Raw genomic sequence first — 25,057 nt, 5'->3', positions numbered from 1 at the left:
TAATTATCCCATTGAGTTGATGGCGGGCGGGTTGATTGGATTAACTGATTCTTAATTTCAGCATCAAGACGTTTTACCTTAGCATCGTAAATCAACCACCACGAAACAATACTAAAGCCAATTATAGAAATACTTGCCAGAACAGCAGAGAATAGAGTAATCCGAAAGCGAAAAGATTGCAGTTTCATGATGGGGAATCTGGTTTGCGAAACCGATAGCCAACACCGCGCACGCTCTCAACCCATCCCGTACCGCCAATTGGTTCAAGTTTCTTGCGAATGCGTTGAATGCAGACATCTACTACATTGGTGTTTGGGTTGAAATCATAGCCCCAGATATGTTCGAGAATTTGCGTGCGGGTGAGTACCCTACCGGGCGATCGCATCAGATATTCCAACAGATTAAACTCGCGGGTTGTCAGTTCGACTGTATGGGAATCGCAGGTAACTTCTCGGAGAATGCGATCGAGTTTAACAGGGCCAACACTCAGAATATTTTGCCCGCTTCCGGAAGCACGCCGCACAACAGCATAAATCCGAGCAACTAACTCCTCCACAAAAAACGGTTTAGCCAAATAGTCATCAGCACCGAGATGCAAGCCTTCAATGCGATCGTCAAGTTCGTTGCGAGCCGTCAATAAAATCACAGGTACATTGCGCCCCGCCTTTCGCAGAAGTTTGAGGATAGACAATCCATCTTTTCCCGGCAAAACAATATCAAGTACGATCGCATCGTACTCATTATCGATCGCCCGCCCGTAGCCATCGTTGCCATTATCGCAATAATCCACAACAAAGCCTTGTTCTTTCAAGCCGATACAAACAAAATTAGCGATTTTTTCTTCATCTTCAACGTAGAGAATATTCATAAATTCACCGATGCGTTGTGATTATACAGTGATTGTTTATTTAATTAAATTACAAAATTGTAATCTATCAGCAGAGTTCCCCGTCATGTTTGGGTAGTTTGATGCTGCTATCAACTATTTGGCGAGCGGTAATTATAACTACCATGAAAAATCCTGCACTACTCGCATTACCTGCTACAGCTTTGCTGCTGGGATTGAGCAGCTTGACTTTGCGCGATCGAACTACAGCTAGTTCTAACTTACATCTTGCACAATTCTCAAGAACGGGCATCTTGCCCGTTCCACAAGAAAATTTACTCTTTGTGGAACAGGCATCTTCCCTGTTGCTTACAGAGGTGCAATATCTCAGTTCAAATACTGTACTAGCCCAGAACCAACCCGAACCCAGTCAACAGCGCAGACATCCTCCCCGTATAGATTTTGCCGCTGCTGCCAAACAATTAGGAGTCACCGAAGCCCAGTTAATCGAAGCTTTGGGGCTACCAACCAAACCGCCCGAACCACCAACTGAAAATAATCGCCCGCCGGGCCCACCGCCCCCTCCTCCTTTAGATATTGCCGGTGCAGCGCAAAAGTTGGGAGTCACCGAAGCACAGCTAATCAAAGTTTTGGATATTCCACCGCGTCCATCGGGCGATCGCAATATACCCCAAAATTCCGAAAAACCCTAACTTCCCAGATTACAAAACTGTAATGCCAGCACAGGGATAAATGTCATTTTCAACCAGCTTAATGATTGTAGCGACTAAAGCAAAGGGCGATCGAGAATTCATTTCTTGAGCCTGACAACTGCTTCCAACTTAGAAAATCAATTGAGGTAATTACACCATGCCACCACTATTTCCCAATTCAAACAATGCACCCGGTAATCCCCCTCAAAATCAAGGTGTACCGAGCAATCCTCTACCTCGAAACCAAGGCGCACCGGGCAATCCTCCACCTCGAAATCAAGACGGACAACTTACCAATTCTGCTTTACCTCCCCAAAATCAAACTCCACCCGCACCGCCAGCCAACAGCATCAGCACCACAGCAGGAAACGACAATATTACCGGAGATAGTTTAGACAACTTCATCTTAGGCAGTAGCGGCACTGATAGCATCCTTGGAGAATTAGGCACGGATACAATTAGCTATCTTTCCCTCAGCAACGGCATTACCCTTGAGGCTGGAGGCCTTGTAGATAAAGGCGCAGCCGGTACAGATAGCCTTCAAAGTATCGAGCAAATTATTGCTCCTTTAGGACAGAGTAATACCATCGATGCTTCTACAGGTAGCGGCACAGCTTCTATTAATGCGGATTTGTCGCAGAATAGTTTGGCGGTTAACAATTTACCCGGTATCGGCACTCTGAATTTGACTGTCGAGAATTTCGTTAACGTCACAGGAACTCCGAATGTAGATGTCCTTACCGGAAACATCCAAAACAATACTTTAGTAGGAGGAGATGGTAACGATACACTCTCTGGTTTGCGCGGCAATGATACTTTAATTGGAGTTAATCCATTGAGTGCTACACCGGGAAGCAATGAAACCGATGTACTGATTGGGGGTCGAGGTAGAGATGTTTTTGTGCTAGGTGATGTCGCTCAGACCTACTATAGTGGAACAGGAGTTGCACTGATTCAAGATTTCCAACAGGGAATCGATCGCATTCAGTTACACGGGAATCTCTCTGACTACAATATTGTTGGCAACTCCATCAATTTAGCTGGCACATCTGACCAAATAGCCGTCATTCAAGGCGGGTTTACTCCTGATAGTTTCATATTTGTTTGAACTATCAAGTTTTAACTGGTTAACTGGTTCCCAGGCTCCAGCCTGGGAAACCATATCTAGAGGCTCTGCCTCGCTTGGGAAGCAAATGGAGGCAGAGCCTCCCGAGTGGCGTTACCAGGCTGGAACCTGGTAACGAGTAAATCGCCCGCCGGGCCCACCGCCGCCTCCTCCTTTAGATATTCCCGGTGCAGCGAAAAAGTTGGGTGTTACCGAAGCGCAGTTGATTAAAGTTTTGGGCATTCCACCACGTCCACCTGGTATTCCACCTCATCCATCGGGCGATCGTAATTTACCCCAAAATTCCGAAAAACGCTAATGTTTCCAGATTAAAAAGTAAAATAAATCCTCCACTCGTTACCCATACCCGTATCCCAGGTAGTTACCCCTTGTGCTGTGTCGGGACGGTGCAAATAATCTCCTTTCCAGGATTTGAGTTTGATTTTGTCACCGATAGATTCCACAATCCAAGTCATGCCAATATCCCCAAACGTATCTTTACCCCAGGTAGTTACACCTTGTGCTGTGTCGGGACGGTGCAGATAATCTTCTTTCCAGGACAGGAGTTGGATTTTTCTATTTGGGTCTAGAGTTATGAGTACATTTTGCATTTCGTTCATGGCTATATTCTCCTTCATTCTTGGTTTTAGTTAACAGTTAGTATTAACAACATCTTTGTACAATTGTACAGAGTTGCAGAGACCTTTTTTACCATCGCTAACCCTAACTATAGCAATCCTAAATGAGTCGTAAATTTTTCACCCCACCCCAACCCTCCCCTTAGCAAGGGGAGGGAGTAAGAAATTTACAAATGATTTAGGACTGCTATACGATCTTGAGATTGGGAATACCAAGCTCAGTATTAATAGTCTGGAATACACTATAGCACCCCAAAATCTGGACAACATCTTTTTTTTGTAAAGAAATATTAAATGAAGTGAGTCAGCGACAGATAGATGTTTTTGTGCTAGGTGATGCTTCAAAGACATACTATAGTGGAACAGGATTTGCATCGATTCAAGATTTTCGGCAGGGAATAGATCGCATTCAGTTAAGTGGCAGTCTTTCTGACTACAATATTGTTGGTAACTCGATCAATTTGGCTGGTACTCCTGACCAAATTGCTGTGATTCAAGGCGGGTTTACTCCTGATAGTTTCATATTTGTTTGAACTATCAAGTTTTAACTGGTTAACTGGTTCCCAGGCTCCAGCCTGGGAAACCATATCTAGAGGCTCTGCCTCGCTTGGGAAGGAAATGGAGGCAGAGCCTCCCGAGTGGCGTTACCAGGCTGGAGCCTGGTAACGAGTAGAATGTACTAATTTCCTACAAATGCCGATCGCCCTTTAATCCAATCCAGTAAAATAGGATTGACCAATTCCGGCGCTTCATCCTGGGGACAATGGCCCACTCCCTCCAAAGGAATAAACTTTTCAACAGCCGGAAATTTTGCCAATTCTCGCCCCAGGGCGATCGGCTCCCAAGGGTCATTTGCACCCCACAAAATCAAAGCAGGACAGCTCAAACGCGGCAACAAATCCTCCGGTAGCGGCCCTTGAGAATAGCTGATAAATGCCACAAATACATCCACAGCGCCGCTATCTCGCGCTGGTTTTAACAAGATTTCTACAAGTTCGTCGGTGACAGCTTCCGGCTGGTGATAGGCTTGCAAAAGCACTTTTTTGACTGTTTTTGGGGTTGCTAACTGTTTGAAAAATAATTGACTTATCCACTTGACATTTAAAACTTTTTGTGCAATTGGCGCTCCAAAACTGCGATACCAAGGCATTTCGGCGCGCTTGCGATCGTGCAGCAAACGCAGAGAACAATTGAGTAAAATTACCCCAGAAGCAATATCGGGAAAATCCACGGCGGCTTGCATAATTGCCACGCAGCCGATCGAATTTCCCACCAAAAAAGCAGGCCCGCCCGCAACTTCCCGACAAAAATCAGCAATTAACTCACCCCAAGTTTCAAAAGTATAATCAATCTCAAGCTTGGGCGCGGGCTTAGCAGAACCGCCAAAACCGATAAGATCGATCGCGTAACAGCGACAACTAGCAGCCAAAACAGGCAAATTCTTGCGCCAGTGACCCGAAGACGCGCCAAAACCGTGGACAAACACCACCGCAGGGCCCTCGGTTCCCGCAGCCTGGTAACAAATCGGAAAGCCTTTCCACATCCAGGTTTGAGGTGCAACAGCAGTTAACGTAGAAGAAGTCATGGGATTTTAGATTTTAGATTGGGCATGGGGCATAGGGCATGGGGCATAGGGCATGGGGCATAGGGCATAGGGCATTGTTGACTGTTGACTGTTGACTGTTGACTGACAACCACCAACTGACAACCACCAACTGCCAACTGCCAACTGCCAACTGACTAATGACTACTTTGCAGTTAGAGCCGCTATTATGCCACCATTAAAGATGCTGCATTTTTTGCCTTATTAAAATTTCCCTTATGCCAACGATCATTTCCACTGCTGTCGTACCGTTTCTCGGTTCCGAAATTGTACCCGACTACGACACCGCCAAAGTAGTAATTTTGCCAATTCCCTACGAAGCAACCACCACCTACCGCCGGGGGTGCGAAAACGGGCCGGCAAAACTGCTAGAAGCTTCTCACCAACTCGAATGCTACGACGAAGAATTAGATTCCGAAGTTTGTTATGATGTCGGAATTTATACAAAAGAGCCGATCGCCGATACCCGAAACAACCAACGGGTTTCATCCTCAGAAATGCTGCGAGTCACGCAACAAACCGTACACCAGCTAATTGCAGAACAGAAATTTGTGATCTCCCTCGGAGGCGAACACAGCATCACCGCCGGCATTGTGGAAGGCTACCGCCAAGGCTACCCGGATGAACCCTTCACCGTCGTGCAAATCGATGCCCACGGCGACTTGCGCCACGAATACGAAGGCTCTATCCACAACCACGCCTGCGTGATGCGGCGGATTGTAGATATGGGCTTGCCGACACTGCAAATCGGGATTCGCGCTATCTGCAAGGAAGAAGCCGACTTGATTAAAGCCAAACAGCTAAATGTGATTAGAGCTCGGGAAATTGCTACTCAACCGGATTGGGCCGATCGCGCAATTGCCAGCATAACAACCAAACGAGTATTTTTGACGATCGACCTAGACGGCATCGACCCGACATTAATTCCAGGGGTAGGCACACCCGAACCGGGCGGGTTAAATTGGTATTCGCTAACCGGATTTTTGCGGCGCGTCTTCGAGTCCTGCGAAGTAATCGGCTGTGACATCATGGAATTAGCACCTGTTGTAGATTCTGTCGTCTCAGAATTTACCGCCGCCAAATTAACCTACAAACTTATTGGATATCAAGCGGCGGCTCAAGGTTGGCTAAAGCAAAACGAGGAATAAATCGCGAATCATGAATCAAAATAAGCTGTTGGTCAGGTTAGAATCAAGGTTAAACCCAAAAACAGCCAATTTGATTATTGCTGAGAATTTCATCTTTCACGCTCGCAAATACTGCTCTTAACCTCCTGAAAACATGAGTTTACCAATCGAAACAACGGGTACTTCAATTAATGGCTACGCTCCCGATTTTGAACTGCCGGGAGTTGACGATGAAGTTCACCATTTAGCTCGCTATTTAGAAAAATTTCGGGCAATCGGGGTAGTATTTATCTGCAATCATTGCCCTTACGTGAAGTCGTATATCGATCGCCTGAAAGAACTTCAAGCAGCTTTTCAAGATCGAGAAGTTACTTTAATCGGGATTAATGCCAATGATTGCAACCAGTATCCCGACGACAGTTTTGAGAACATGAAAATTTTTGCAGCCGACAATCAACTCAACTTCCCGTATATCCGAGATGTTGCTCAAGATGTGGCCCACAGTTTTGGGGCTTCTAAAACGCCGGAAGTTTTTTTGTTAGACCGAGACGGCAAATTGCGCTATAAAGGTTTAATTGATGATAATGCCGACGATGCAGCGGCGGTACAGGTTTCTTATTTGCAAAGCGCGATCGACCAATTGCTCAAAGACGAATCGGTAGAGCCTTCTATTACAGAGGCGATCGGCTGTTCTGTCAAGTGGCGACAATAGGGATAACACCTGAAATCCGTAGGGACACGGCACCGCCCATTAGTGTGAATTTAACGTCAAACGTAGTGCGAGTCTTCTGTCTAGCGATTAAGGCCAGATCCCCCCTTAGCTTGCCCCCTACTCGACCCCTACTCCCCTTAAGAAGGGGGGGACAAGATTCTGCTCAAAGTCCCCCTTCTTAAGGGGGATTTAGGGGGATCTGGCCTCTGCTATAAACGAGAAATACAAAGATTTTGACATTTAAGTTGACACTAATGATCGGTGCCGTCTGCCTACCGCACTATTATTTAACAAACCGCGAAGATGCAAAGAGCGAGAAGGAAGAAAAAGAGGAAGATAGTTTTGTAGCAGTTTTGATATAATTCAAAATCAAAGATTCTCAACTATTCCCGATGAACCTAAAAAGAAAACGTATTCTCAACTTGATAATCGCAGCCGTCGCCACACTGGTACTGCTGATTAGTTGGAACTTATTTCAGAATGTTTCCCCAGCCACATCACAGCAGCGCACGTCTTTAACTGTATCCGCCGCCATCAGTCTGTCGCCAGCCTTAACAGAAATCAAAACAGTATATCAAAGCAGCAATCCCAATACTATTATTACTTATAATTTTGGTGCTTCCGGCGCTCTAGAGCAGCAAATTCAGCAAGGAGCTCCGGTAGATATATTTTTTGGCGCCGCGACTAAACAAATGGATGGTTTGCAAAAAGCTAATTTGCTGCTGAACGAGACGCGCCGCAATTTGCTGACAAATCGCCTGGTTTTGATTACTCCTAAAAATGGCGCTGTTTTGAGCGATTTTAAACAGTTGACAGAGGCAAAAATCAAGAAAATTGCGATCGGCGCACCGAAAAGCGTTCCTGCGGGAAAATACGCTCAGGAAATGCTAACTAAACTTGGGTTGTGGCCGCAACTCCAGCCGAAATTAGTGCTGGGAAATAACGTCCGCCAAGTGCTGACATTTGTCGAAAGCGGTAACGTTGATGCCGGTATAGTCTACACCACAGATGCCAAAGCATCGGACAAAGTAACAGTGCGACTAACAGCAGCCGAAAACTTGCACTCGCCCATTGTTTATCCGCTAGCAATTATCAAAAACAGCCGCAATCCCGCCGCAGCAAAAGCCTTTGTTGAGTTTTTGGCGGGCGATCGCGCTAAAATAGTATTTCAGAAATACGGATTCGGTACAGCTCGTTAATTATTCGTAAAACTTGTAGCAATTCAAAAAACTTTCTTCTCTTCCTTCTCTTCCTCTGTGTTCTCTGCGCCCTCTGCGGTTCAAAAAAATTATCCAAAACTGCGATAGTTCATCCAAAATATGGAATTTGACATATCTCCATTATGGATATCCCTAAAATCATCAGCCATTGCGACATTCTTTACCTTCTTTCTGGGAATAGCTGCCGCCCGGTGGATGCTTTCAACTCGCATCCGAGGTAAAGCCTTGATTGAGGCCATTTTCATCTCTCCCTTGGTTTTGCCGCCCACGGTAGTCGGATTTTTGCTGCTGCTGCTGTTTGGTAGAAATGGCGCGATCGGTCAATTTCTTCTAAAGTTTGATTTAACTATAATTTTTACTTGGCAAGCCGCCGTAATTACTGCCACAGTCGTATCATTTCCCCTGATGTACAAAACTGCTTTGGGGGCTTTTGAGCAAATTGATGCCAATCTTCTCAATGCAGCCCGCACTTTGGGCGCTTCGGAAAAAACTGTTTTTTGGCGGATTATGTTGCCGCTAGCGTGGCCGGGAATTTTAGCAGGAACTATTCTCGCATTTGCTCGCGCTTTGGGTGAATTTGGCGCGACGTTGATGTTAGCTGGAAATATTCCTGGACAAACTCAGACTATCCCGATGGCAATTTATTTTGCGGTGGAAGCTGGGGATATGAGGCAAGCTGCTATTTGGGTTTTGATTATTCTCAGTCTGGCTTTGAGCGTGCTCGCTTTGGTTAATTACTGGACTTATTTACCCAGGATTTCGCCCAAACCAAATCCCAACTATCGGCATCCTAAATCAGTTAGGAACTTGGTTCATGGTTCTAATATGGACGGGCAAGATGCCCGTCCCACAACTTATTTAGGATTGGCAGATCCAGGTCAATCTAATATTTCAAAATCCTGGAATTCTTATGGCACAAATTACTGCAACAAAATATCAGAAGGCGGACTATTTTTAAACATTTTTAAACCTCTTTCTGGCTTTGCTTTGGATGTTGGTTTTGATATCGGTCAGGAAGTGCTGGGAATTTTGGGCGCGTCGGGTTCCGGCAAAAGTATGACTCTGCGCTGCATCGCGGGTTTGGAAACTCCCAGCAGCGGTAAAATTGCAGTTAATGGCAAGGTTTTATTTGACTCAGCAGAGGGCATTAATTTACATTCTAAAGACCGCCGGATTGGTTTTTTGTTTCAAAACTATGCTTTGTTTCCTCACCTGACTGTGGCTGAAAATATTGCTTTTGGTTTGCAGCATTTATCTAAAGGCGAGCAAAAAATTCGAGTAAGAGAACAGCTTGTTTCGGTGCAAATGTTGGGAATGGAAAACCGCTACCCGCACGAACTTTCTGGCGGCCAGCAGCAGCGGGTGGCTTTGGCGAGGGCGATCGCCCCGAATCCCGATTTACTGCTGTTAGATGAACCGTTTTCGGCTTTGGATACGCACTTGCGGAGTCAACTGGAACGGGAGTTAATGCAGACTCTGGCTAATTATCGGGGAATTACTTTGTTTGTCAGTCACAATTTAGAGGAAGTTTACCGGGTGTGCAAAAATCTGTTGGTGTTGGCTGATGGAAGTGCGATCGCCTTTGATACCAAACAGAACATTTTCGATCGCCCGCGCAACTTCACAGTCGCCCAGTTGACGGGCTGCAAGAATTTCTGTGCCGCTAAACCGATCGCGGAAACTGTCATAGAGGCGATCGGCTGGGGCTGCACTTTGACTGTAGTTGAACCAATTCCCAAATCTCTAGTTTCTGTCGGAATTCGAGCTCATCAAATCAGTTTTGTTAGGGGGGGCGATCGCGAAAATACATTTACTTGTTGGATCGCCTCAACTGTGGAAACTCCGCACCGGGTGACATTATATCTCAAGTTGCACTCGCCTTCCCACGATTCCCAAGATTATCACTTGCAAGCTGAACTTTTCAAGGAAAAGTGGCGGGCGATCAAGGACAATTCTTTTCCCTGGTATGTTCATTTGGAGCCAATTAGGTTAATATTAATGGAAGCCTGAGTTAATCAGCAACAGTCAACAGTTAACAGTCAACAGTCAACAGTTAACAGTTAACAGTCAACAGTCAACCGTCAACAATCAACAATTAACAACATTAAATCATGACAGACAAAGTTCAAAAAACCGATGCCGAATGGCAACAGCAACTCAGCCCAGAACAGTTCAAAGTTACCCGAAAAAAGGGAACAGAAAGAGCTTTTAGCGGCGAATATCACGACAACAAAAAGCCCGGAATTTATAAGTGTATTTGCTGCGGCACCGAGCTATTTAAATCAGAAACAAAATACGATTCCGGTACTGGTTGGCCGAGTTTTTACGCTCCCATTAACGAAGAAAATGTCAAGAATGAGTCGGATAACAGCTTGTTCATGCGCCGTACTGAGGTACTGTGTGCTGTTTGTGACGCTCATCTCGGTCACGTATTCAACGATGGGCCAAAACCCACAGGCCAGCGTTACTGCATGAATTCTGCTTCTCTTGATTTCGTTCCCAAGGAATAAATTAAGTCCGCATTTCATAAAGTAGCGCTAGATAGAACCCCCCCCAACCCCCCCCTTAGTAAGGGGGGGGCTAAGAATTCATCAGCACATCTTTAATAAAAATGGTATGAGTCCGCATTTCTCACCAAAAAACCCGGTTTCTGCCTTAACTTTGAAGATTGCTCAAACAGCAGATTAGGCCGAGAAACCGGGTTTTTATCCGTTCCCAGCAGCCTGTTCCAAGCAATTGATGTTCAAAATGCACCCGTACTGCTATCTTATTGTGGAGACAAAAAGCAAAAATAGTGGCGGCATGGGGATGGTTTATCAGCGGGTTTTGCTGAAGCTCAGCGGTGAAGCGCTGATGGGCAGCTTGGGCTACGGCATCGATCCGGTAGTGGTTGGGTCGATCGCCCAGGAAGTGGCCAAAGTAGTGTCCGAAGGCATCCAAATCGCGATCGTTGTCGGCGGCGGCAACATTTTTCGCGGCGTGAAAGCTGCTTCTGCAGGGATGGATCGGGCAACAGCCGACTATGTGGGCATGATTGCTACGGTGATGAATGCTATCACTTTGCAGGATGCCTTGGAACAAGCAGGAGTGCCAACGAGGGTGCAATCGGCGATCGCCATGCAAGAAGTAGCTGAACCCTACATCCGGCGGCGGGCAATTCGCCACCTCGAAAAAAAACGGGTAGTAATTTTTGGTGCCGGTTCTGGCAATCCTTTTTTTACTACTGATACTACAGCCGCATTGCGGGCGGCTGAAATCGATGCACAGGTGATTTTTAAAGCTACTAAGGTGGATGGGGTCTACGATTGCGACCCCCATGTCAACCCCAACGCGCGCAGGTATAAAACCCTCACCTACGCCCACGTCTTGAACCAAGACTTGCGGGTGATGGACAGTACCGCGATCGCCCTGTGCAAAGAAAATAATATTCCTATTATGGTATTTGACCTCTCGGTATCGGGCAACATTTATCGAGCTGTAATGGGAGAATCTATTGGAACTATTGTAGGAGGAGTTAGTGAAGTTAGCTGAAGCAGAAGACCACATGCAAAAGGCAGTTGAGGCTACTCAGCGGTCTTTTAATACTATCAGGACGGGACGGGCAAACGCCTCTCTCCTCGATCGAGTCATGGTAGATTACTACGGAGCTCCAACTCCCATCAAATCCCTTGCCAACATCGGCACGCCTGATGCGACTACGATCAACATTCAACCGTTCGATCGCACAGCACTAACATCGATCGAAAAAGCAATTTCCCTCTCAGATGTAGGACTCGTACCCAACAATGACGGTTCAGTTATTCGCTTGAACATTCCGCCCCTGACTAGCGAGAGACGCCAAGAATTTGTCAAAATGGCCTCGAAGTTTGCCGAAGAAGGTAAAGTTGCAATTCGGAATATCCGCCGCGATGCGGTTGACTCGATTCGCAAGCAAGAAAAAAGCAGCGATCTCTCTAAAGATGAATCGCGGGACTTGCAAGATAAAATTCAAAAGCTGACGGACAAGTATGTCGCCAAAATAGAAGAAGTTCTGGCATCGAAAGAAAAAGATATCACGACTGTTTAGTGAATGGCAAATTGGGCGTGGGGAAATTGCTGCAATTTTCAAACAACAAAACTGGGCGGTTGAAACCTTTTATATACAAACAAAAACCCGCTATTGCGGGTTTGAAGAAGGGGCGGTTTAAATTACGTTGTTTTCTTTACACCGCCTCTGCGGACGAAAGTTTGTTCCAACCTGGTTTCAGCCGCCCTCTTCAGCTTTTTATCCTCTAAATTGTCGGTTAAAAAGCGATCGAACCGCGAGTGGACCCCAAAGCCAGCCCTGAATATGCAATGTTTATTGGCGGGACAGCTTAGATCGCATCCGTTCGGATGACCGTCATTAAGATTGGTTCGATCGCGAGGAATGCAAGTTCTCCGATCTTCGGGACTTGCATTTCCACCGATCGAACCTTTTTTATTTCAGGTAATTGACCGGACATGGTATTATCTTCTTCCATTTTTTTTATCCTATAAAATCTAAAATAATTATGATAATTTATTTTTATAAACTAGAAGACCCTTACGGCTGCTTTTCCAATTTTTCCCCCCACGAAATTTTTCTGTGCGGTGAACATTGGTTGACTGTGGAACATTACTATCAAGCCCAAAAATTTGTCGGTAGCGTCGATAGAGAATTAGTGGCGGCGATTCGAGGCGTAGCAACTCCTCAAGAAGCAGCCCAATTAGGTCGCGATCCCAACCACCGCGTGCGAGACGATTGGGAAGCAGTGAAAATTCCGATTATGCGCGAAGCAATTTTAACTAAGTTTCTCGCTCATCCAGACATTCAAGCTATTCTCCTCGGTACGGGGGATCGAGTGATTGTGGAGGATTCGCCAACGGATTACTACTGGGGCTGTGGCTGCGACGGCACCGGCCAAAATCACTTGGGTAAAATTTTGATGAGCGTCCGCAGCGAAATTGCTCAGCGTCGGCGGGGCTGATAGAAACTCAAATTTCTTTTTATGTTGTATAAAGTTATACAAACAAATGTCAATTTAGTTTGAGCATTAATAATTATGATAGCGAGATTTTAAGATTGCTAGAAATTTATGAGAATATTATAATAATAATTATCATTCGGTTAAGCCGCTCTGTTTGTTGAAGGCAAAAACTAAATCGGCGCGATCGCACATTTTCCTTCCCCAGCGCGCCAGATTAATTGTACAGCTCGGTTAAATCAAAAACTCAGGCAGGTGCAGTGCGCGTCCGATCGCTCCGGCAGCACATCAAAACTTCTTATTTTTATCGTAATTGTCTTGCCAAAGGAGATTTATGCAACTAACAGAAAATACACAAGAATTAAATCATAAACTAGACAGAGAAATTTTGGTGCGGCGGATCACAGAACGCATCCGCCAATCTCTAGAATTAGATGATATTTTAACAACTGCGGTAGCAGAAGTGCGGTCTTTTTTGAAAACAGACCGCATCATGATTTATAGGTTTAGTGCTGACGGCAGTGGAGAAGTTGTTGCCGAATCAATTAATAACAACCGTCTCCCTTCATTGAAAGGGCTGCACTTTCCAGCAGACGACATTCCCCCCACCGCTAGGGAGATGTATGTCAGTATGCGGCAGCGGACGATCGTAGATGTTAACTCCGGGACGATCGTCCTGAGTCCCCTCGATGCGGCCGATACCGGTCAACCCTTAGTAAATGAAGAAATGCACTACCGATCGCTCGATCCTTGCCATACAGCTTACCTGATGGGAATGGGAGTGCAATCTTCCTTAGTCGTGCCGATTTTGCACCGCAGAAGCGTGTCCCAAAACAGCAAAACAGAAATTTGCCAGGCCCCGGCCTGCGTGACTAGATACGAGCCTGGAAACGATCGCCAAACTCATATCGAACTGTGGGGATTGCTAGTGGCTCACCACTCCGTCCCCCGCAATATTTCAGCAACAGATTTAGAAGTAGTTCAGCTCGTAGCAGATCAACTGTCAAATGCGATCGGCCACTCGATCCTGCTCCATCAAACCCGCTCTCAAGCAGCCCGCGAAGCCACCGTGAGCCGCATCGCAGCCTTGTTGTACGGTCACGCCAACATTCAACTGCAACAGGCTTTAGAAGCCACCGTTACCGCCTTGGGCGGCAGCGGCGGCAGACTTTATCTCAATCCCCCCAATCTCAACAGCGGTGAAAAGTTATCGGTTGCCGAGATCGATCGAGCATCTTCTGAACTGTTCAAAACAGGCGAGCAACCGACACTTCCCGACTGGGAAAAACCCAGGGAGATCGAAGCTCATCCCCTCTGGCAGCAATGGCTGAGCGCCGGATTCACAAATACCGAAAAAATTCCCAACTTCCCAATTTTTACTAATTCTCAATTCCCAGCTTGGATAATTACAGACTTATACAAAGTACCTCAGTTTAGAGTTTTATTTCCAGCTTTCCAATCAACTCAAATTCGGGGTTTGCTAGTAATTCCCCTCCACTACCAACAACAAGTAGTCGGCTGTTTGACCATCTTTCGCAATGAAATTGATACCGAAAAACTGTGGGCGGGGCGCTTTGACAGCAGCGCCGCACAAACCCTTCCCAGACACTCTTTTGAAGTCTGGCGAGAAATCAAAAAAGGTCAGTCGCCGGAGTGGCAGTCCGAGGAAATAGAGCAAGCTTTAGCGATCGGCAGCCAATTTTGTGCCGCAATCGGACAGTACCTTCTTTACAAACAAGTGCAGGCCCTGAATGCCAACTTGGAGCGCCAAGTTCAACAACGCACCGCCGAATTGCAAAAATCCTTGGACTTTGTTCAAGTATTAAACAGAGTTAGAGACCAAATTCGCAGCACCTTAGATTTAAAAACCATACTGCAAACTATTGTGCGGGAAGTGAGAGGTTTGCTCGATACCGATCGCACGGTAATCTATCAATTTGCCGCAGCCAAACAAGGCGAGGTAGTTGTCGAAGCTGTTCGCGGCGAGTGGCAGTCAATTTTAGGTCTCAAATCTCCACAAGATTGCTTCCCCGAAGGCTCAGATTGCTTTTACCGAGCTGGACGGGTGCGAGCAATTAACGATATTGATACTGATGATTTAACCCCCTGTCACCGCGAATTTTTGGAAAAATTGCAGGTGAGGGGCAGTTTAATTGTGCCGATGATCGGCAAAGATGCCCAATTGTGGGGGCTGCTGATTGCCCACGAGTGTTCCGGGCCGAGGGTTTGGCAAACAGCAGAACAAGAGTTGCTGCAACATTTGGCTTCTCAAGCTGCGATCGCCATTCACCAAGCAGAACTTTATCAACAAAGTCTCAATGCAGCAACTGCCGATCGAGCAAAAGCCGAACAGCTAGCTAAAACCCTCACAGAACTCAGCAATACCCAAGCCCAACTGATTCAAACCGAAAAAATGTCCAGTCTCGGACAACTCGTGGCCGGAGTCGCCCACGAAATCAACAACCCGGTTAACTTTATCTACGGTAATCTTTCCCACGCCAGCGAATACAGCAAAGATTTGCTCTGCTTGGTGGAACTCTACCGCCAGCACTACCCCAATCCCAACTCAGAAATTAGCGAGTGCTCCGAAGCCATCGACGTTGAATTTCTGGCTGAAGATTTGCCCAAAATTTTGGGTTCGATGAAAGTGGGAGTTGAGCGCATCCGCCAGTTAGTTGTATCTTTGCGGAATTTTTCCAGGCTCGATCAAGCTCAAAAGAAACCTGTTGACATTCACGAAGGCATTGAAAGTACCCTGTTGATTTTGCAGCACCGGCTCAAAGCCCAGCCCGATCGCAAAACCGTAGAAATCATTAAAGAATACGGCAACTTGCCCTTAGTAGAATGCTATGCCAGCTCGCTAAATCAGGTATTTATGAATCTGATCGGCAATGCCATTGACGCTCTAGAAATGGGACAAAAAGACCAAATCATCAATATTCCCGGACTCGATGCAAGTGCGGCCGCGATATATTTTAGCTCCCAAGAACAGGCTATCGAACCCGTAGATATAAATGGAAGCACCGAGTCTTTTATTCCTAATTTTCCATCCCCTTGCATTCGGATTCGCACCGAATTAATCGATGAAAAAACAGTAAGAATTTGTATTGCAGACAACGGTCACGGCATCCCCAAAGAGTTAATTTCTCACATATTTAATCCGTTTTTTACTACTAAACCCGTCGGTCGGGGGACAGGGTTAGGACTGTCTATCAGTTATCAAATTGTAGTTGAGAAACATCAAGGGATACTCAAGTGTGTTTCTGTACCCGGTGGCGGTACACAGTTCTCGATCGAGATTCCGCTGAATTAGCAAGTTCTGCTCAAGGCAAGAGTATCTTCACCAGAACCGAACCGATCGATCCCAGAAGACTCATAAAGTTGCCGCCCCCAGTGCGCGGCTCCGTTGGCTTTTGGCGCGCCACAATTGCTTCGCCTAACTGCTTTGACAATTCCTGACCTTGGGGATTTCCTTGAGCTGCAAAGAGTTGGTTTGCTCTGGCCGCGTCTTGACTCGCGCCGGCGAAGTCTCCCAAGTCAGCCCGAGACATACTGCGCGCAAAATAAATGGCGGCTGCATCCGATTTCAAATTCAGGGCTTGATTGTAATAATCGATCGCATTTCTGTAATTTCCCGCTTGAGCTTCCTGGACTCCCAACCGGTAGAAATCTTCAGCGGTGCCGATATTAGTTGGCATTCCCCTAACTCCCAGCAGTTGGGCGTTAGTTAAATTAGCGTCGGTTAAATTTGCATTGCTGAGATAGGCGCTTCTCAAGTCAGCACCGCTGAGGTTGGCTCCGCTGAGGTTGGCCCCCGTCAGGTTGACGCCAAACAAACTGGTGCCGCTGAGGTTGGCTCCGCTGAGATCCGCCCCGGTGAGGTTGGCTCGGCTGAGGTTCGCCAATCTCAAGTCAGCTCCTTTGAGATTTGCTCCTGTTAAGTTGGCTAAAACCAGACCTGCACTGCTGAGGTCGCAGTTGGGACACTCTCGGGTGGCTAGCAATTGTTGGGTGTGTTGGATGTTTTCGGCTGCAGCAGGAGCGATCGGGGCGATCGCGCTCAGCAGCGTTAAAGCAGCGAGGATTCTAAGTTTCATTTTAACCGTCCAAAATCCCAAATATTAAATCTAAAATAGCTTTTCTCGAAGCATTTGAAAATCACCATAACACAAGTTCACCCAACAAATCTTTTGACTTGCCGGATGTAGGAGTTCTGTGCGCCACCAGCACCCTAGATTGAAGTTATCCGACTTACCTGAGTGTCAAATAAAGATTTCGCTGCCAATAAATTAGGGCAATGAAAACCTCATTACCCTTTAGCTGCAGTTCTCGGCAAGCATAAAATTTAACAAATAAATTAGTCGTGGATCGTGCCGTCGGGCATCATCGTACCCTTAAGATATACTCCGCTCAGGTTGACTTTTGTAAGGTTTGCTCCCAGCAGGTTTGCCCCGCTTAAATCTGACGCACTTAAAACCGCATCAGTCAAATCCGCCCTAATTAGGCTCGCTCCCATTAAGTCGGCTCCGCTGAGGTCTACTTTGCTCAGGTTTGCGCCAATTAAATCGGATTCTGTGAGAACTGCCCGCCGCAAGTTTACTCCGTAAAGATTTACTCCGTGCAAGTCTGCACGGCAGAGTATTGCCCGAGATATGTTGGCTCCAATTAAATTTGCTTGGATCAGAGAAGCTCCGCTCAAGTCTGCTTTGCTGAGGTTGGCTCCCATCAACTCAGCTCGATACAGGTTAGCTTCAGCTAAAAGTGCTTCTGTGAAGTCTGCTCCACCTAAGTCGGCTCTGCTCAAATCGATTTTGGACAAATTGGCTTTGCCAAAGTTGACTCTGCTGAGTTTGGCTTTGCTGAGATTGGCTCCAATCAGGTCAGCTTCATACAGATTGGCTCCAATCAATTCTGCTTCGTAGAGGTAGACTTGGTGCAGGTAGACCCCGCTAAAGTTTCTTTCTCCTATTGCGTATAGCTTGAGCAGTTCGTCAACGTTCATTGTGGCTTCTCTACACCTTTTAAATGCAGAATACTGTCCGCTTGCTGGTTGCACCGGATATTCTGTCATTTGAGATTTTAGACGCTGACAGATTCACACCCAGCGCGAGAGTTCCTTCAACCTGCTGTTTGGAGCATAAATTAGATGGTTTGGCGAGGGTGAAGGACTAAACTCTACGATATTTTGCTGTGAAGTAAAATAAGAATTAAAAAATTTTCACAACCAGGTCGATCGCCCTTGGCAACTAAATCAAGAGATTTTAGCTCGATCCCGCGATCGAAGCCATAACTTTTTGTACCTAGTTGAGTTTACTGAGTATTGGTGTGATCTAGATCGCTAATTTATGTTAGTAGTATCACATACAAACCACTGTTTCGATCGCGACAGGCCCAAAAAAAATAGCAGATAGTGGTACTGTACTGCGCTAAATTGACAATTCCACCGCCTGCGTGTTTTACTCAACAAACGAACGATCGTTCGAGTAGTTTCACAGAGACCTGCTCGGGGCAGGAAAGTGGGTTGCAGCGTCACTAGACGCGACTTGTTCAGGCTGATGAAAGTCCTTATGTCCCAGGATTTATCGCAAAGCGACAGCCAGAAAAGCACTTGTGGGTACAGGGAAATGTATGTGTAAAATTTCGATCGCTGGTGTACAGACCAAGCCTGTTTACTAGCAGCTAATGATTAAAAGTTGGCAATACCTGCACAAAAATCACCGAGAAACAACAGGAAAACCATGATATATGTTTAGCAAAAAGAGAATCAATGGTATTCCTTAAAAGTCAAGTATTGCACCGAATGTAGCAGTCGAACGGTTAACTAATATTAGTGTTAGCAATGACGCTTGTGCCATCAAATACAAAACTGACCAAAAAATCAGATTTTTAACCAAAAAAATTGGTAGCAGCCCTTGCTCCCGGCTAAATAAAGAACCGGCTTGCGATCGTTTAAGTAAGTCCAGGAATCAAAAACTTTAATTTAGCTCGCTTGTGCATTGCTTTCTTAGCAAGCAAAAGGCGAGCAGTTAGGATGGGGCAGATTTTGCTCCCTTGTCAAACAAAGCTATTGCAGAAAGCAAATCGTGAGGTAATTAGTATGGCTGGAGTATGTAAACTTAGCATCACAGAGACAATTGAAGAACTAAAAAGCTTGTTAAACGAACAAAAAACGGCAAGCGGCTTTCAAAAAATTCAAGCACTTTACTTGTTCAAAATTTCTCAAGTTAAGACAGTTAAAGAACTGGCAATGACGATCGGGGTAAACCGAATTACAGTGCAGCGGTGGCTGAGAAAGTACCGATCTGACGGACTTGAAGGACTCCTGGAAACAAAGCACAGCGGCGGGCGCAAGCCTGCGATTCCTCCTCTAGCCCGCGCTAGTTTGGCAATGCGCCTGAGCGACCCCCAGAAAGGCTTTAAAAGCTATGGAGAAATTCAAGAGTGGTTGCAGCAGGAATACAGCATTGAGGCTTCCTACAAAGCCGTTTACGCAACAGTCAGATATCAGCTCAAAGCCAAGCTGACGAAAGTCTAGACTGTGCGGTGGATTGTCGATTTTTTATTGAGGGATTTTCTGCGGCGACAAACCCTGCTTCTGCTGCATGAAGTCAGGAGAATTGGTATAAATTGTGTGCGGTGGCGATTGGGCGAGGGGGAGAAGATTTAACGCTTTTTCCTAGTTTGTGAAAGAAAGGTGCTTAAAAAATACGCCATAACTTATAACTTGCAAGTTTTGTCTGGCTTGCAGGTTTTGTTATGATGCAAAAATCTGCTGCGATTAAGGCAAAAACCGATCCAAAGCCGCTTTCAATTCTTCTATTTCTGTATCGATATTGCCTTCTTTAGCGGCTCTAGCAATGCACTCAGTTAAATGTTCGTCAAGAATGATTCTCGCTACGCGGTCGAGGGCTCCTCGAACCGCAGCAACTTGTACGAGAACTTCGGGACAGGGACGGTTTTCTTGCACCATTGTTTTAATGCCGCGCACGTGTCCCTCAATCCGAGACAAGCGATTCACCAGCCGCCGCATCGATTCTTCATCGTGATGGTGAGGGTGGGCCGATTCATTGTGATGGTGGTGGGAATTTGAGGGCAAGGATTTGTCAGTAGAAGTATCAGATAGAATCATTGGGGTTATACCATTTGAGATTTTAGATTTTAGATTTTAGATTTGGGAATGAGTTATTCGGTAAGGGTTGGCTCCCGTGTCTAGTGTTGCATTATTTTTTGAAACTGATGTTAGTAGGGAAATTTTTCAAGCTAGAATTGAAAATATGTTGAATTTGTCAAAGCTGCTGACTCATGTATTGTAACTGTCAAAATATATTTAGGATCTAGAGAGCCGCAAATAATTAAGCGGGCGCGATCGCACACCTTCGCACACCTTGACCAGAATAACTCAGAGTAACAAAGATTGACGCTATGCGACTATTTAAGTTTTTTTGCCCCGCACCCCGCACCGGCACTCGCCACTTCGCCCTAATTTTAGGAATGACGATCGCCCTGAGCGTTCTAGCCATCAATCCTGCACTGGCTTTAGCAATTGACAAAAATCCGCCAAACTCGCGGCAAATGGCAAGAACAGCCGTGCAGCAAGCAGATTTGAGTTCCCCAGCGACTCTGCCAAATCCGCAAATGCTAGCGCTGCAGAGCCCGGAAATCCCGGCGGCGGCAGATACCAGCAGTTTTGTGACGGCGGCAGTCGATCGGGTCGGGCCGGCCGTGGTTCGCATTGATACCGAGCGCACAGTCAGCCGCAACCTCGACCCGTTAATGGAAGACCCCTTCTTCCGCAGATTTTTGGGAGAAGATTTGCGCGGCATGACCCCCAGACAAGAACGCTTGCGCGGTCAAGGTTCCGGCTTCATCATCGACAAAAGCGGGATTGTTTTAACCAACGCTCACGTAGTTGACAAAGCCGATCGAGTCACTGTCACCTTAAACGACGGGCGGACATTTCCAGGAGAAGTTCAAGGTACTGACGAAGTAACAGATTTGGCTGTTGTCAAAATTAATACCAACCAAGCCAACTTGCCCGCAGCAACTCTGGGAAATTCCGACGCGGTGAAAGTAGGAGATTGGGCGATCGCCGTGGGCAACCCCCTCGGATTTGACAACACCGTCACCTTGGGCATTATCAGCACTCTCAAACGCTCTTCAGCAGCCGTCGGCATTCCCGACAAGCGGCTCGATTTCATTCAAACGGACGCAGCCATCAATCCCGGCAATTCCGGGGGCCCGCTGTTAAACAGCAGAGGAGAAGTGATTGGGATTAACACCGCGATTCGAGCCGATGCGATGGGTATAGGCTTTGCAATTCCGATCGACAAAGCCAAGGCCATCTACGCGCAGTTAGCCAAGGGAGAACAAGTCAGCCACCCGTTTTTGGGGATTCAGATGATTGCATTGACTCCTGAAATGGCCCGAGAGAATAATGCTGACCCCAATGCTCCTTTGATTGTGCCGGAAGTTAAAGGAGTATTAGTGATGCGAGTGGTGCCAAATACGCCTGCTGAAAAAGCCGGGATTCGCCAGGGAGATGTCATAGTTCAAATTGACGGCGAGAAAGTGAATAAGGCGGAACAGTTGCAAAATTTGGTGGAAAACAGCCAAATCGGTCAAATTCTGAAGCTGAAGGTGCGCCGCGGTTCCGCGATTAAGGAAGTGGCCGTTACAACTGCTCAATTGAGGGATTTTTAGAGGAGAAGGAGCAGAAAAAAAGGGAGGGGATCTTTAAAAACCGCTCTGTTAAACTTACCCAAAACTATCTAAATCTAGAGCTAACTAGACATAGATAGTTCTGGCGTTAACTTCTTGTTTCAACGTGGTCTCAAGATGACTCCTAAAATTTCTGATGCTTTACCTATTGAAATCAAATCCTCTCTTCATCGGAATAGTAAATTCGAGTTCACTGTTAACGGTTGACGGTTGACGGTTGACAGCGAACAGTCAACATCATGTATGAGTGTTACCGGAAATGATATGAAATAAAGATTTCTGAATCGTCCACAACTAAGTAACTCAATAAATATCAAGATTATATGGACGATTCAGGAGTTTTGCGTACAATTGTACAGAGATTTTTATTCAGTTTTTAGCCCTTGGCGGTTGCCGTTGAATTGGGAAGCCCGCACCGTACTGCGTAACAGTTCATGTGCGGCAAGTAGAAAGGCGCAAATAAACAGCACTGTCTCATCAAATGTCGATCGCGCGCTTTCCATCAAGCCGAACAGCCTTCTGCCGAGTGCTTGAAGCCGATCGCAACGATAAATATTCACGCCGACTTACTTAGTTCACACGGAAGCAGCCACAAACACCAAACCGGCTACTAACAGTGCTGCTGCAATACCCAGGATGATGTAGTTCCGCTGCTGGTTCTTGTTGGGAGGTTCCGCGCCGTACATTTTCGGCTCTTTGGCAAAGTTGTTCAAGCGTCCGTCTTCTTCGGTAGTATAAGGCATCGGCAGCAATCCTCTATATTTTTGATTGCCATCACTTTACCAAAAAAGCGCTATTTATCAAAGCGCCGCCCTTAAGTTCGGGAATTTATGGTGAGGTGACAGTACCTGTTTGGGGAGAAGAGGCGATCGCGTAATCTTTGACCGGCATTCTTCCTGCTAAGTACGCCAAACGCCCTGCTTCTGCCGCCATTCCCATTGCTTTTGCCATTGCTGGGGAATTTTTGGCATTGGCAATTGCCGAATTAATCAACAGGGCATCTGCTCCCATTTCCATTGCTCGCGCGGCCTCGCTGGGAGTGCCGATCCCGGCATCGACTACCACAGGAACTTTTACCGTATCAATAATTATTTGAATGTTGGCGGCATTGTTGATCCCTTGCCCGGAACCGATGGGCGAACCTAAAGGCATGACAGTCGCACAACCCACTTCTTCTAGGCGTTTTGCCAGCAGGGGATCGGCATTGATGTAAGGCAAAACGGCAAAACCTTCTTTGACTAATTTTTCTGCGGCTTCCAAAGTGCCGATCGGATCTGGCAGCAAATATTTAGCATCGGGAATCACTTCTAGTTTGACAAAATTATTATCTTCTTGACCTAAAAGTTTCGCCATTTCCCGGCCCAAACGAGCCACTCTAATCGCCTCATCGGCAGTTTGACAGCCAGCAGTATTGGGCAGCATCCAAATTTTAGTCCAATCCAGAGCCTCTGCCAATCCTTCATGACCGGGAGCATTTGTCTGCACTCGCCGCACAGCTACAGTCACAATTTCGCACCTGCTAGCGTTGACGCTTTGCTGCATTTCTGCAATGCTGCGATATTTTCCCGTCCCCGTCATCAAGCGAGAATGAAAAGTTTTGCCGCCAATCACCAGAGGTTTGTCTAAAGGTGGCGTTGCCGTATCTACTGGATAGCCAAAAATGCTGTACTCAAGAGCCTCTTCCCACTGTGTTCTGCCGCCCATCATCTCTTCAAGCTGCCAACCTTCTTCTATGGTTAGATCGTCGCGGGTAACAGCATATAAAATTTGCCCTACAGTAATTAATTTAGCATCTCGCGGCATATTGTTCTTCAATCCGCGCCCTACAATCTCTTTAAATTCGCTGAAACGATCTTCCATTTTTCCACTCTTCCCTTGTGATGATTTGAATCTGTTCGCTGTTAAACACCAAAATTAATTTTTGAATTTGCTTTTTGGTATCCCAAAACAGAGCTTGTTTGATGCCAGCGTTGATTTTCCAGACATCGTAATTTTCTCGGTTGATGTGAAAAATAACAGCGGCTGCGCCTTGATTTTTTGCTTTACTGATGCCTTCTTGCACTCTGTCTCTGATATTTTGAGTCTGTTCTGTCAACTCCTTAAATTCGCTAATCTCACCGTCAATTTCAGCATCTGGCGTTTTCACACCCTCTGCTGCTTGCTCGCTCAACATTCTAACTCTATTCCCTATTTTAGCCAAAACTTCAGCAACAAAGATTTCCGAATTATTAAGATTGTGTTGTTGGTGAATTAGCACAAATCCACCAGCTATCTCATCAAAATAATACCGCTGATATTCTGGTTCTGCATTTTCGTAGATGGCTCTGCTTGTCTCGATATATTCTGGATTCACGGTTATTATACTCTCTATGGACTCCGATCGCCTCAAGTTAAATGTATGAAAGCAACCGTCGAGCAACTAGCCGAAATTGGGATATTTGCCAGCTTAAACCGAACTGAATTGGAACAATTGCAAGAACACACAGCAGTTCGGACTTACCGACAGGGAGAAGTTGTGATGTATGAGGGCGATCGCATCCCCGAAAAATTATACACTCTTTCGATCGGTTCGCTGCGGGTGACAAAAATCGGGGCAGCGGGCAAAGAAACAATTCTCCGCACTTTGTTTTCCGGAGATATGTTTGCCGCACCCGCCTTGCTGGGCAACGGCATTGCCCCGGCAACGGTGACTGCTGAAACTGAGGTGCAAGTTCTTACCACAGAACGGGATTTTTTGCTAGCAGCAATTCGAGAAAATCCTGAGATTGCTTTGCGAATATTGGGGGTTTTCAACCAGCGGTTGCAGCAACTGCACGAGACAGTGCACGGTTTGGTGTCGGAAAGGGCGATCGTGCGGCTGGCTCGATTTATTCATTACTTTAGCATCGAGCAAGGTACGAAGATTGCGGATAATAGTGTATGTTTGGAAAAACGTTTGCCCTACTATCAAATTGCTCGCAGTATTGGCATCACTTATGAAGAATGCGTGCGGTTGTTTAAGAAACTCAAGTCGGTTGTATCTTACAGTCGAGGCGGTAAAATTGCGGTGTTGGATTGGAAAAAGTTGGAGGATATCGCGTCTGGAGAAGAAATAGATAAGACGGCGGTTGAAACCGCGGCTACACAAACGAAGTCTGCCTCCGCAAACTGAAGATTAGATAATTTTATTTTAACCACTCATTCTTCAACCCGCGGAGGCGGGTTTTGTTTGTGTAGCCGCGAATTCCATTCGCCTGGTCTTATTTTCACTGAGATAATTCTTCAACCCGCGGAGGCGGGTTTTGTTTGTGTAGTAGCGGTTTCAAGAGACTGTTGGCGAATCTGTGAGGGGTTTGACCCCTCAGACATCGCCGTCCTGAATAGGCAGAATGATTGTGTAATGAGGCACCATACTAAATAATTTATTATGA

General features: G+C 46.2%; 28 protein-coding genes and 1 pseudogene. 16 read left to right on the top strand and 13 right to left on the bottom strand.

The features are described 5' to 3' along the window. Positions 1-188, bottom strand: a pseudogene (locus tag WBA89_RS14400) (two-component sensor histidine kinase); the annotation flags it as partial. Beyond that, a complete protein-coding gene (locus WBA89_RS14395; protein WP_424407484.1) occupies positions 185-868 on the bottom strand; it encodes a response regulator transcription factor in 684 nt (227 codons plus the stop codon). The gene WBA89_RS14395 and the pseudogene WBA89_RS14400, both read right to left, overlap by 4 nt. A gap of 143 nt (positions 869-1,011) precedes the next feature. Here WBA89_RS14395 and WBA89_RS14390 point away from each other — a divergent pair, with 143 nt between their 5' ends. Both WBA89_RS14390 and WBA89_RS14385 read left to right on the top strand, forming a co-directional pair. Continuing rightward, positions 1,012-1,539, top strand: coding sequence for a hypothetical protein (locus WBA89_RS14390; RefSeq protein WP_424407482.1), 528 nt, complete (start codon positions 1,012-1,014; stop codon positions 1,537-1,539). A gap of 157 nt (positions 1,540-1,696) precedes the next feature. Further along, a complete protein-coding gene (locus WBA89_RS14385) occupies positions 1,697-2,647 on the top strand; it encodes a calcium-binding protein (RefSeq protein ID WP_424407480.1) in 951 nt (316 codons plus the stop codon). Positions 2,648-2,758: 111 nt separating this feature from the next. Here WBA89_RS14385 and WBA89_RS14380 read toward each other — a convergent pair whose 3' ends face one another. Further along, positions 2,759-2,887, bottom strand: a complete 129-nt coding sequence (locus WBA89_RS14380) for a hypothetical protein (protein ID WP_424407478.1) — start codon at positions 2,885-2,887, stop codon at positions 2,759-2,761. Between the two features lie 86 nt (positions 2,888-2,973). Then, entirely contained in the window at positions 2,974-3,264 is a 291-nt protein-coding gene (locus WBA89_RS14375) for a hypothetical protein (RefSeq protein WP_424407476.1), read from the bottom strand. Between the two features lie 317 nt (positions 3,265-3,581). On the opposite strand from WBA89_RS14375, the gene WBA89_RS14370 reads away from it, so the two are divergent. Beyond that, on the top strand, positions 3,582-3,815 hold the full coding sequence (locus tag WBA89_RS14370) for a hypothetical protein (RefSeq protein WP_424407474.1): 234 nt from the start codon (positions 3,582-3,584) through the stop codon (positions 3,813-3,815). 146 nt (positions 3,816-3,961) lie between these two features. On the opposite strand, the gene WBA89_RS14365 is transcribed toward WBA89_RS14370, so the two are convergent. After that, the gene (locus tag WBA89_RS14365; protein ID WP_424407472.1) at positions 3,962-4,867 is read right to left on the bottom strand and encodes an alpha/beta fold hydrolase; all 906 of its coding nucleotides are present in this window, start codon (positions 4,865-4,867) and stop codon (positions 3,962-3,964) included. A gap of 236 nt (positions 4,868-5,103) precedes the next feature. On the opposite strand from WBA89_RS14365, the gene speB reads away from it, so the two are divergent. The 7 genes from speB to frr all read left to right on the top strand — a co-directional run bounded on the left by speB (position 5,104) and on the right by frr (position 12,010). Next, positions 5,104-6,033, top strand: a complete 930-nt coding sequence (gene speB, locus WBA89_RS14360; RefSeq protein ID WP_424407470.1) for an agmatinase — start codon at positions 5,104-5,106, stop codon at positions 6,031-6,033. A 133-nt stretch (positions 6,034-6,166) separates the two neighbouring features. Then, positions 6,167-6,724, top strand: a complete 558-nt coding sequence (locus WBA89_RS14355) for a thioredoxin family protein (protein ID WP_424407468.1) — start codon at positions 6,167-6,169, stop codon at positions 6,722-6,724. Between the two features lie 392 nt (positions 6,725-7,116). Further along, the gene (gene modA, locus WBA89_RS14350; protein WP_424407466.1) at positions 7,117-7,923 is read left to right on the top strand and encodes a molybdate ABC transporter substrate-binding protein; all 807 of its coding nucleotides are present in this window, start codon (positions 7,117-7,119) and stop codon (positions 7,921-7,923) included. A 120-nt stretch (positions 7,924-8,043) separates the two neighbouring features. Next, positions 8,044-9,954 (top strand): molybdate ABC transporter permease subunit, encoded by a 1,911-nt coding sequence (modB, locus tag WBA89_RS14345; RefSeq protein WP_424407464.1) that lies wholly within the window; start codon positions 8,044-8,046, stop codon positions 9,952-9,954. Between the two features lie 101 nt (positions 9,955-10,055). After that, positions 10,056-10,454, top strand: a complete 399-nt coding sequence (gene msrB, locus WBA89_RS14340) for a peptide-methionine (R)-S-oxide reductase MsrB (protein ID WP_424407462.1) — start codon at positions 10,056-10,058, stop codon at positions 10,452-10,454. A gap of 292 nt (positions 10,455-10,746) precedes the next feature. Then, positions 10,747-11,475, top strand: coding sequence for a UMP kinase (gene pyrH, locus WBA89_RS14335; protein WP_424407486.1), 729 nt, complete (start codon positions 10,747-10,749; stop codon positions 11,473-11,475). Then, the gene (gene frr, locus WBA89_RS14330) at positions 11,462-12,010 is read left to right on the top strand and encodes a ribosome recycling factor (protein WP_424407460.1); all 549 of its coding nucleotides are present in this window, start codon (positions 11,462-11,464) and stop codon (positions 12,008-12,010) included. The genes pyrH and frr overlap by 14 nt, the downstream gene beginning before the upstream one ends. A 289-nt stretch (positions 12,011-12,299) precedes the next feature. Here frr and WBA89_RS14325 read toward each other — a convergent pair whose 3' ends face one another. Continuing rightward, positions 12,300-12,446, bottom strand: a complete 147-nt coding sequence (locus tag WBA89_RS14325) for a hypothetical protein (RefSeq protein WP_424407458.1) — start codon at positions 12,444-12,446, stop codon at positions 12,300-12,302. A 30-nt stretch (positions 12,447-12,476) separates the two neighbouring features. On the opposite strand from WBA89_RS14325, the gene WBA89_RS14320 reads away from it, so the two are divergent. Both WBA89_RS14320 and WBA89_RS14315 read left to right on the top strand, forming a co-directional pair. Next, entirely contained in the window at positions 12,477-12,932 is a 456-nt protein-coding gene (locus WBA89_RS14320; protein WP_424407456.1) for an NADAR family protein, read from the top strand. Positions 12,933-13,263: 331 nt separating this feature from the next. After that, entirely contained in the window at positions 13,264-16,242 is a 2,979-nt protein-coding gene (locus tag WBA89_RS14315) for a GAF domain-containing sensor histidine kinase (RefSeq protein ID WP_424407454.1), read from the top strand. Between the two features lie 10 nt (positions 16,243-16,252). On the opposite strand, the gene WBA89_RS14310 is transcribed toward WBA89_RS14315, so the two are convergent. Both WBA89_RS14310 and WBA89_RS14305 read right to left on the bottom strand, forming a co-directional pair. Then, positions 16,253-17,026: a pentapeptide repeat-containing protein gene (locus WBA89_RS14310; protein ID WP_424407452.1), complete on the bottom strand. Its 774-nt coding sequence runs from the start codon at positions 17,024-17,026 to the stop codon at positions 16,253-16,255. Positions 17,027-17,286: 260 nt separating this feature from the next. Further along, the gene (locus WBA89_RS14305) at positions 17,287-17,931 is read right to left on the bottom strand and encodes a pentapeptide repeat-containing protein (RefSeq protein ID WP_424407450.1); all 645 of its coding nucleotides are present in this window, start codon (positions 17,929-17,931) and stop codon (positions 17,287-17,289) included. A gap of 23 nt (positions 17,932-17,954) precedes the next feature. Between WBA89_RS14305 and WBA89_RS14300 the strand changes: the two genes are divergently transcribed. Together WBA89_RS14300 and WBA89_RS14295 are read left to right on the top strand one after the other, a co-directional pair. Further along, positions 17,955-18,101, top strand: a complete 147-nt coding sequence (locus tag WBA89_RS14300; protein WP_424407448.1) for a hypothetical protein — start codon at positions 17,955-17,957, stop codon at positions 18,099-18,101. A gap of 925 nt (positions 18,102-19,026) precedes the next feature. After that, a complete protein-coding gene (locus tag WBA89_RS14295) occupies positions 19,027-19,464 on the top strand; it encodes a helix-turn-helix domain-containing protein (protein ID WP_424407446.1) in 438 nt (145 codons plus the stop codon). A gap of 243 nt (positions 19,465-19,707) precedes the next feature. Here the strand turns inward: WBA89_RS14295 and WBA89_RS14290 are convergent, their stop codons facing one another. Continuing rightward, on the bottom strand, positions 19,708-20,058 hold the full coding sequence (locus tag WBA89_RS14290; protein ID WP_424407444.1) for a metal-sensing transcriptional repressor: 351 nt from the start codon (positions 20,056-20,058) through the stop codon (positions 19,708-19,710). Between the two features lie 293 nt (positions 20,059-20,351). Here WBA89_RS14290 and WBA89_RS14285 point away from each other — a divergent pair, with 293 nt between their 5' ends. Then, a complete protein-coding gene (locus WBA89_RS14285; RefSeq protein WP_424407442.1) occupies positions 20,352-21,629 on the top strand; it encodes an HhoA/HhoB/HtrA family serine endopeptidase in 1,278 nt (425 codons plus the stop codon). 383 nt (positions 21,630-22,012) lie between these two features. On the opposite strand, the gene WBA89_RS14280 is transcribed toward WBA89_RS14285, so the two are convergent. From WBA89_RS14280 to WBA89_RS14265, 4 genes are all read right to left on the bottom strand, one after another. Continuing rightward, positions 22,013-22,207: a hypothetical protein gene (locus WBA89_RS14280; RefSeq protein WP_424407440.1), complete on the bottom strand. Its 195-nt coding sequence runs from the start codon at positions 22,205-22,207 to the stop codon at positions 22,013-22,015. A gap of 15 nt (positions 22,208-22,222) precedes the next feature. Further along, positions 22,223-22,390: a photosystem II assembly protein Psb34 gene (gene psb34, locus WBA89_RS14275; protein ID WP_424407438.1), complete on the bottom strand. Its 168-nt coding sequence runs from the start codon at positions 22,388-22,390 to the stop codon at positions 22,223-22,225. An 85-nt stretch (positions 22,391-22,475) separates the two neighbouring features. Next, on the bottom strand, positions 22,476-23,507 hold the full coding sequence (locus WBA89_RS14270; protein ID WP_424407436.1) for a thiazole synthase: 1,032 nt from the start codon (positions 23,505-23,507) through the stop codon (positions 22,476-22,478). Continuing rightward, on the bottom strand, positions 23,482-24,000 hold the full coding sequence (locus tag WBA89_RS14265; protein ID WP_424407434.1) for a hypothetical protein: 519 nt from the start codon (positions 23,998-24,000) through the stop codon (positions 23,482-23,484). The genes WBA89_RS14270 and WBA89_RS14265 overlap by 26 nt, the downstream gene beginning before the upstream one ends. A gap of 45 nt (positions 24,001-24,045) precedes the next feature. On the opposite strand from WBA89_RS14265, the gene WBA89_RS14260 reads away from it, so the two are divergent. Beyond that, positions 24,046-24,798 (top strand): Crp/Fnr family transcriptional regulator, encoded by a 753-nt coding sequence (locus WBA89_RS14260; RefSeq protein WP_424407432.1) that lies wholly within the window; start codon positions 24,046-24,048, stop codon positions 24,796-24,798. The last annotated feature ends 259 nt before the right edge of the window (positions 24,799-25,057 follow it).

Source organism: Microcoleus sp. (genome assembly GCF_049646505.1).
GTDB lineage: Bacteria > Cyanobacteriota > Cyanobacteriia > Cyanobacteriales > Microcoleaceae > Microcoleus.
This window is presented reverse-complemented; position numbering and strand designations above follow the sequence as displayed.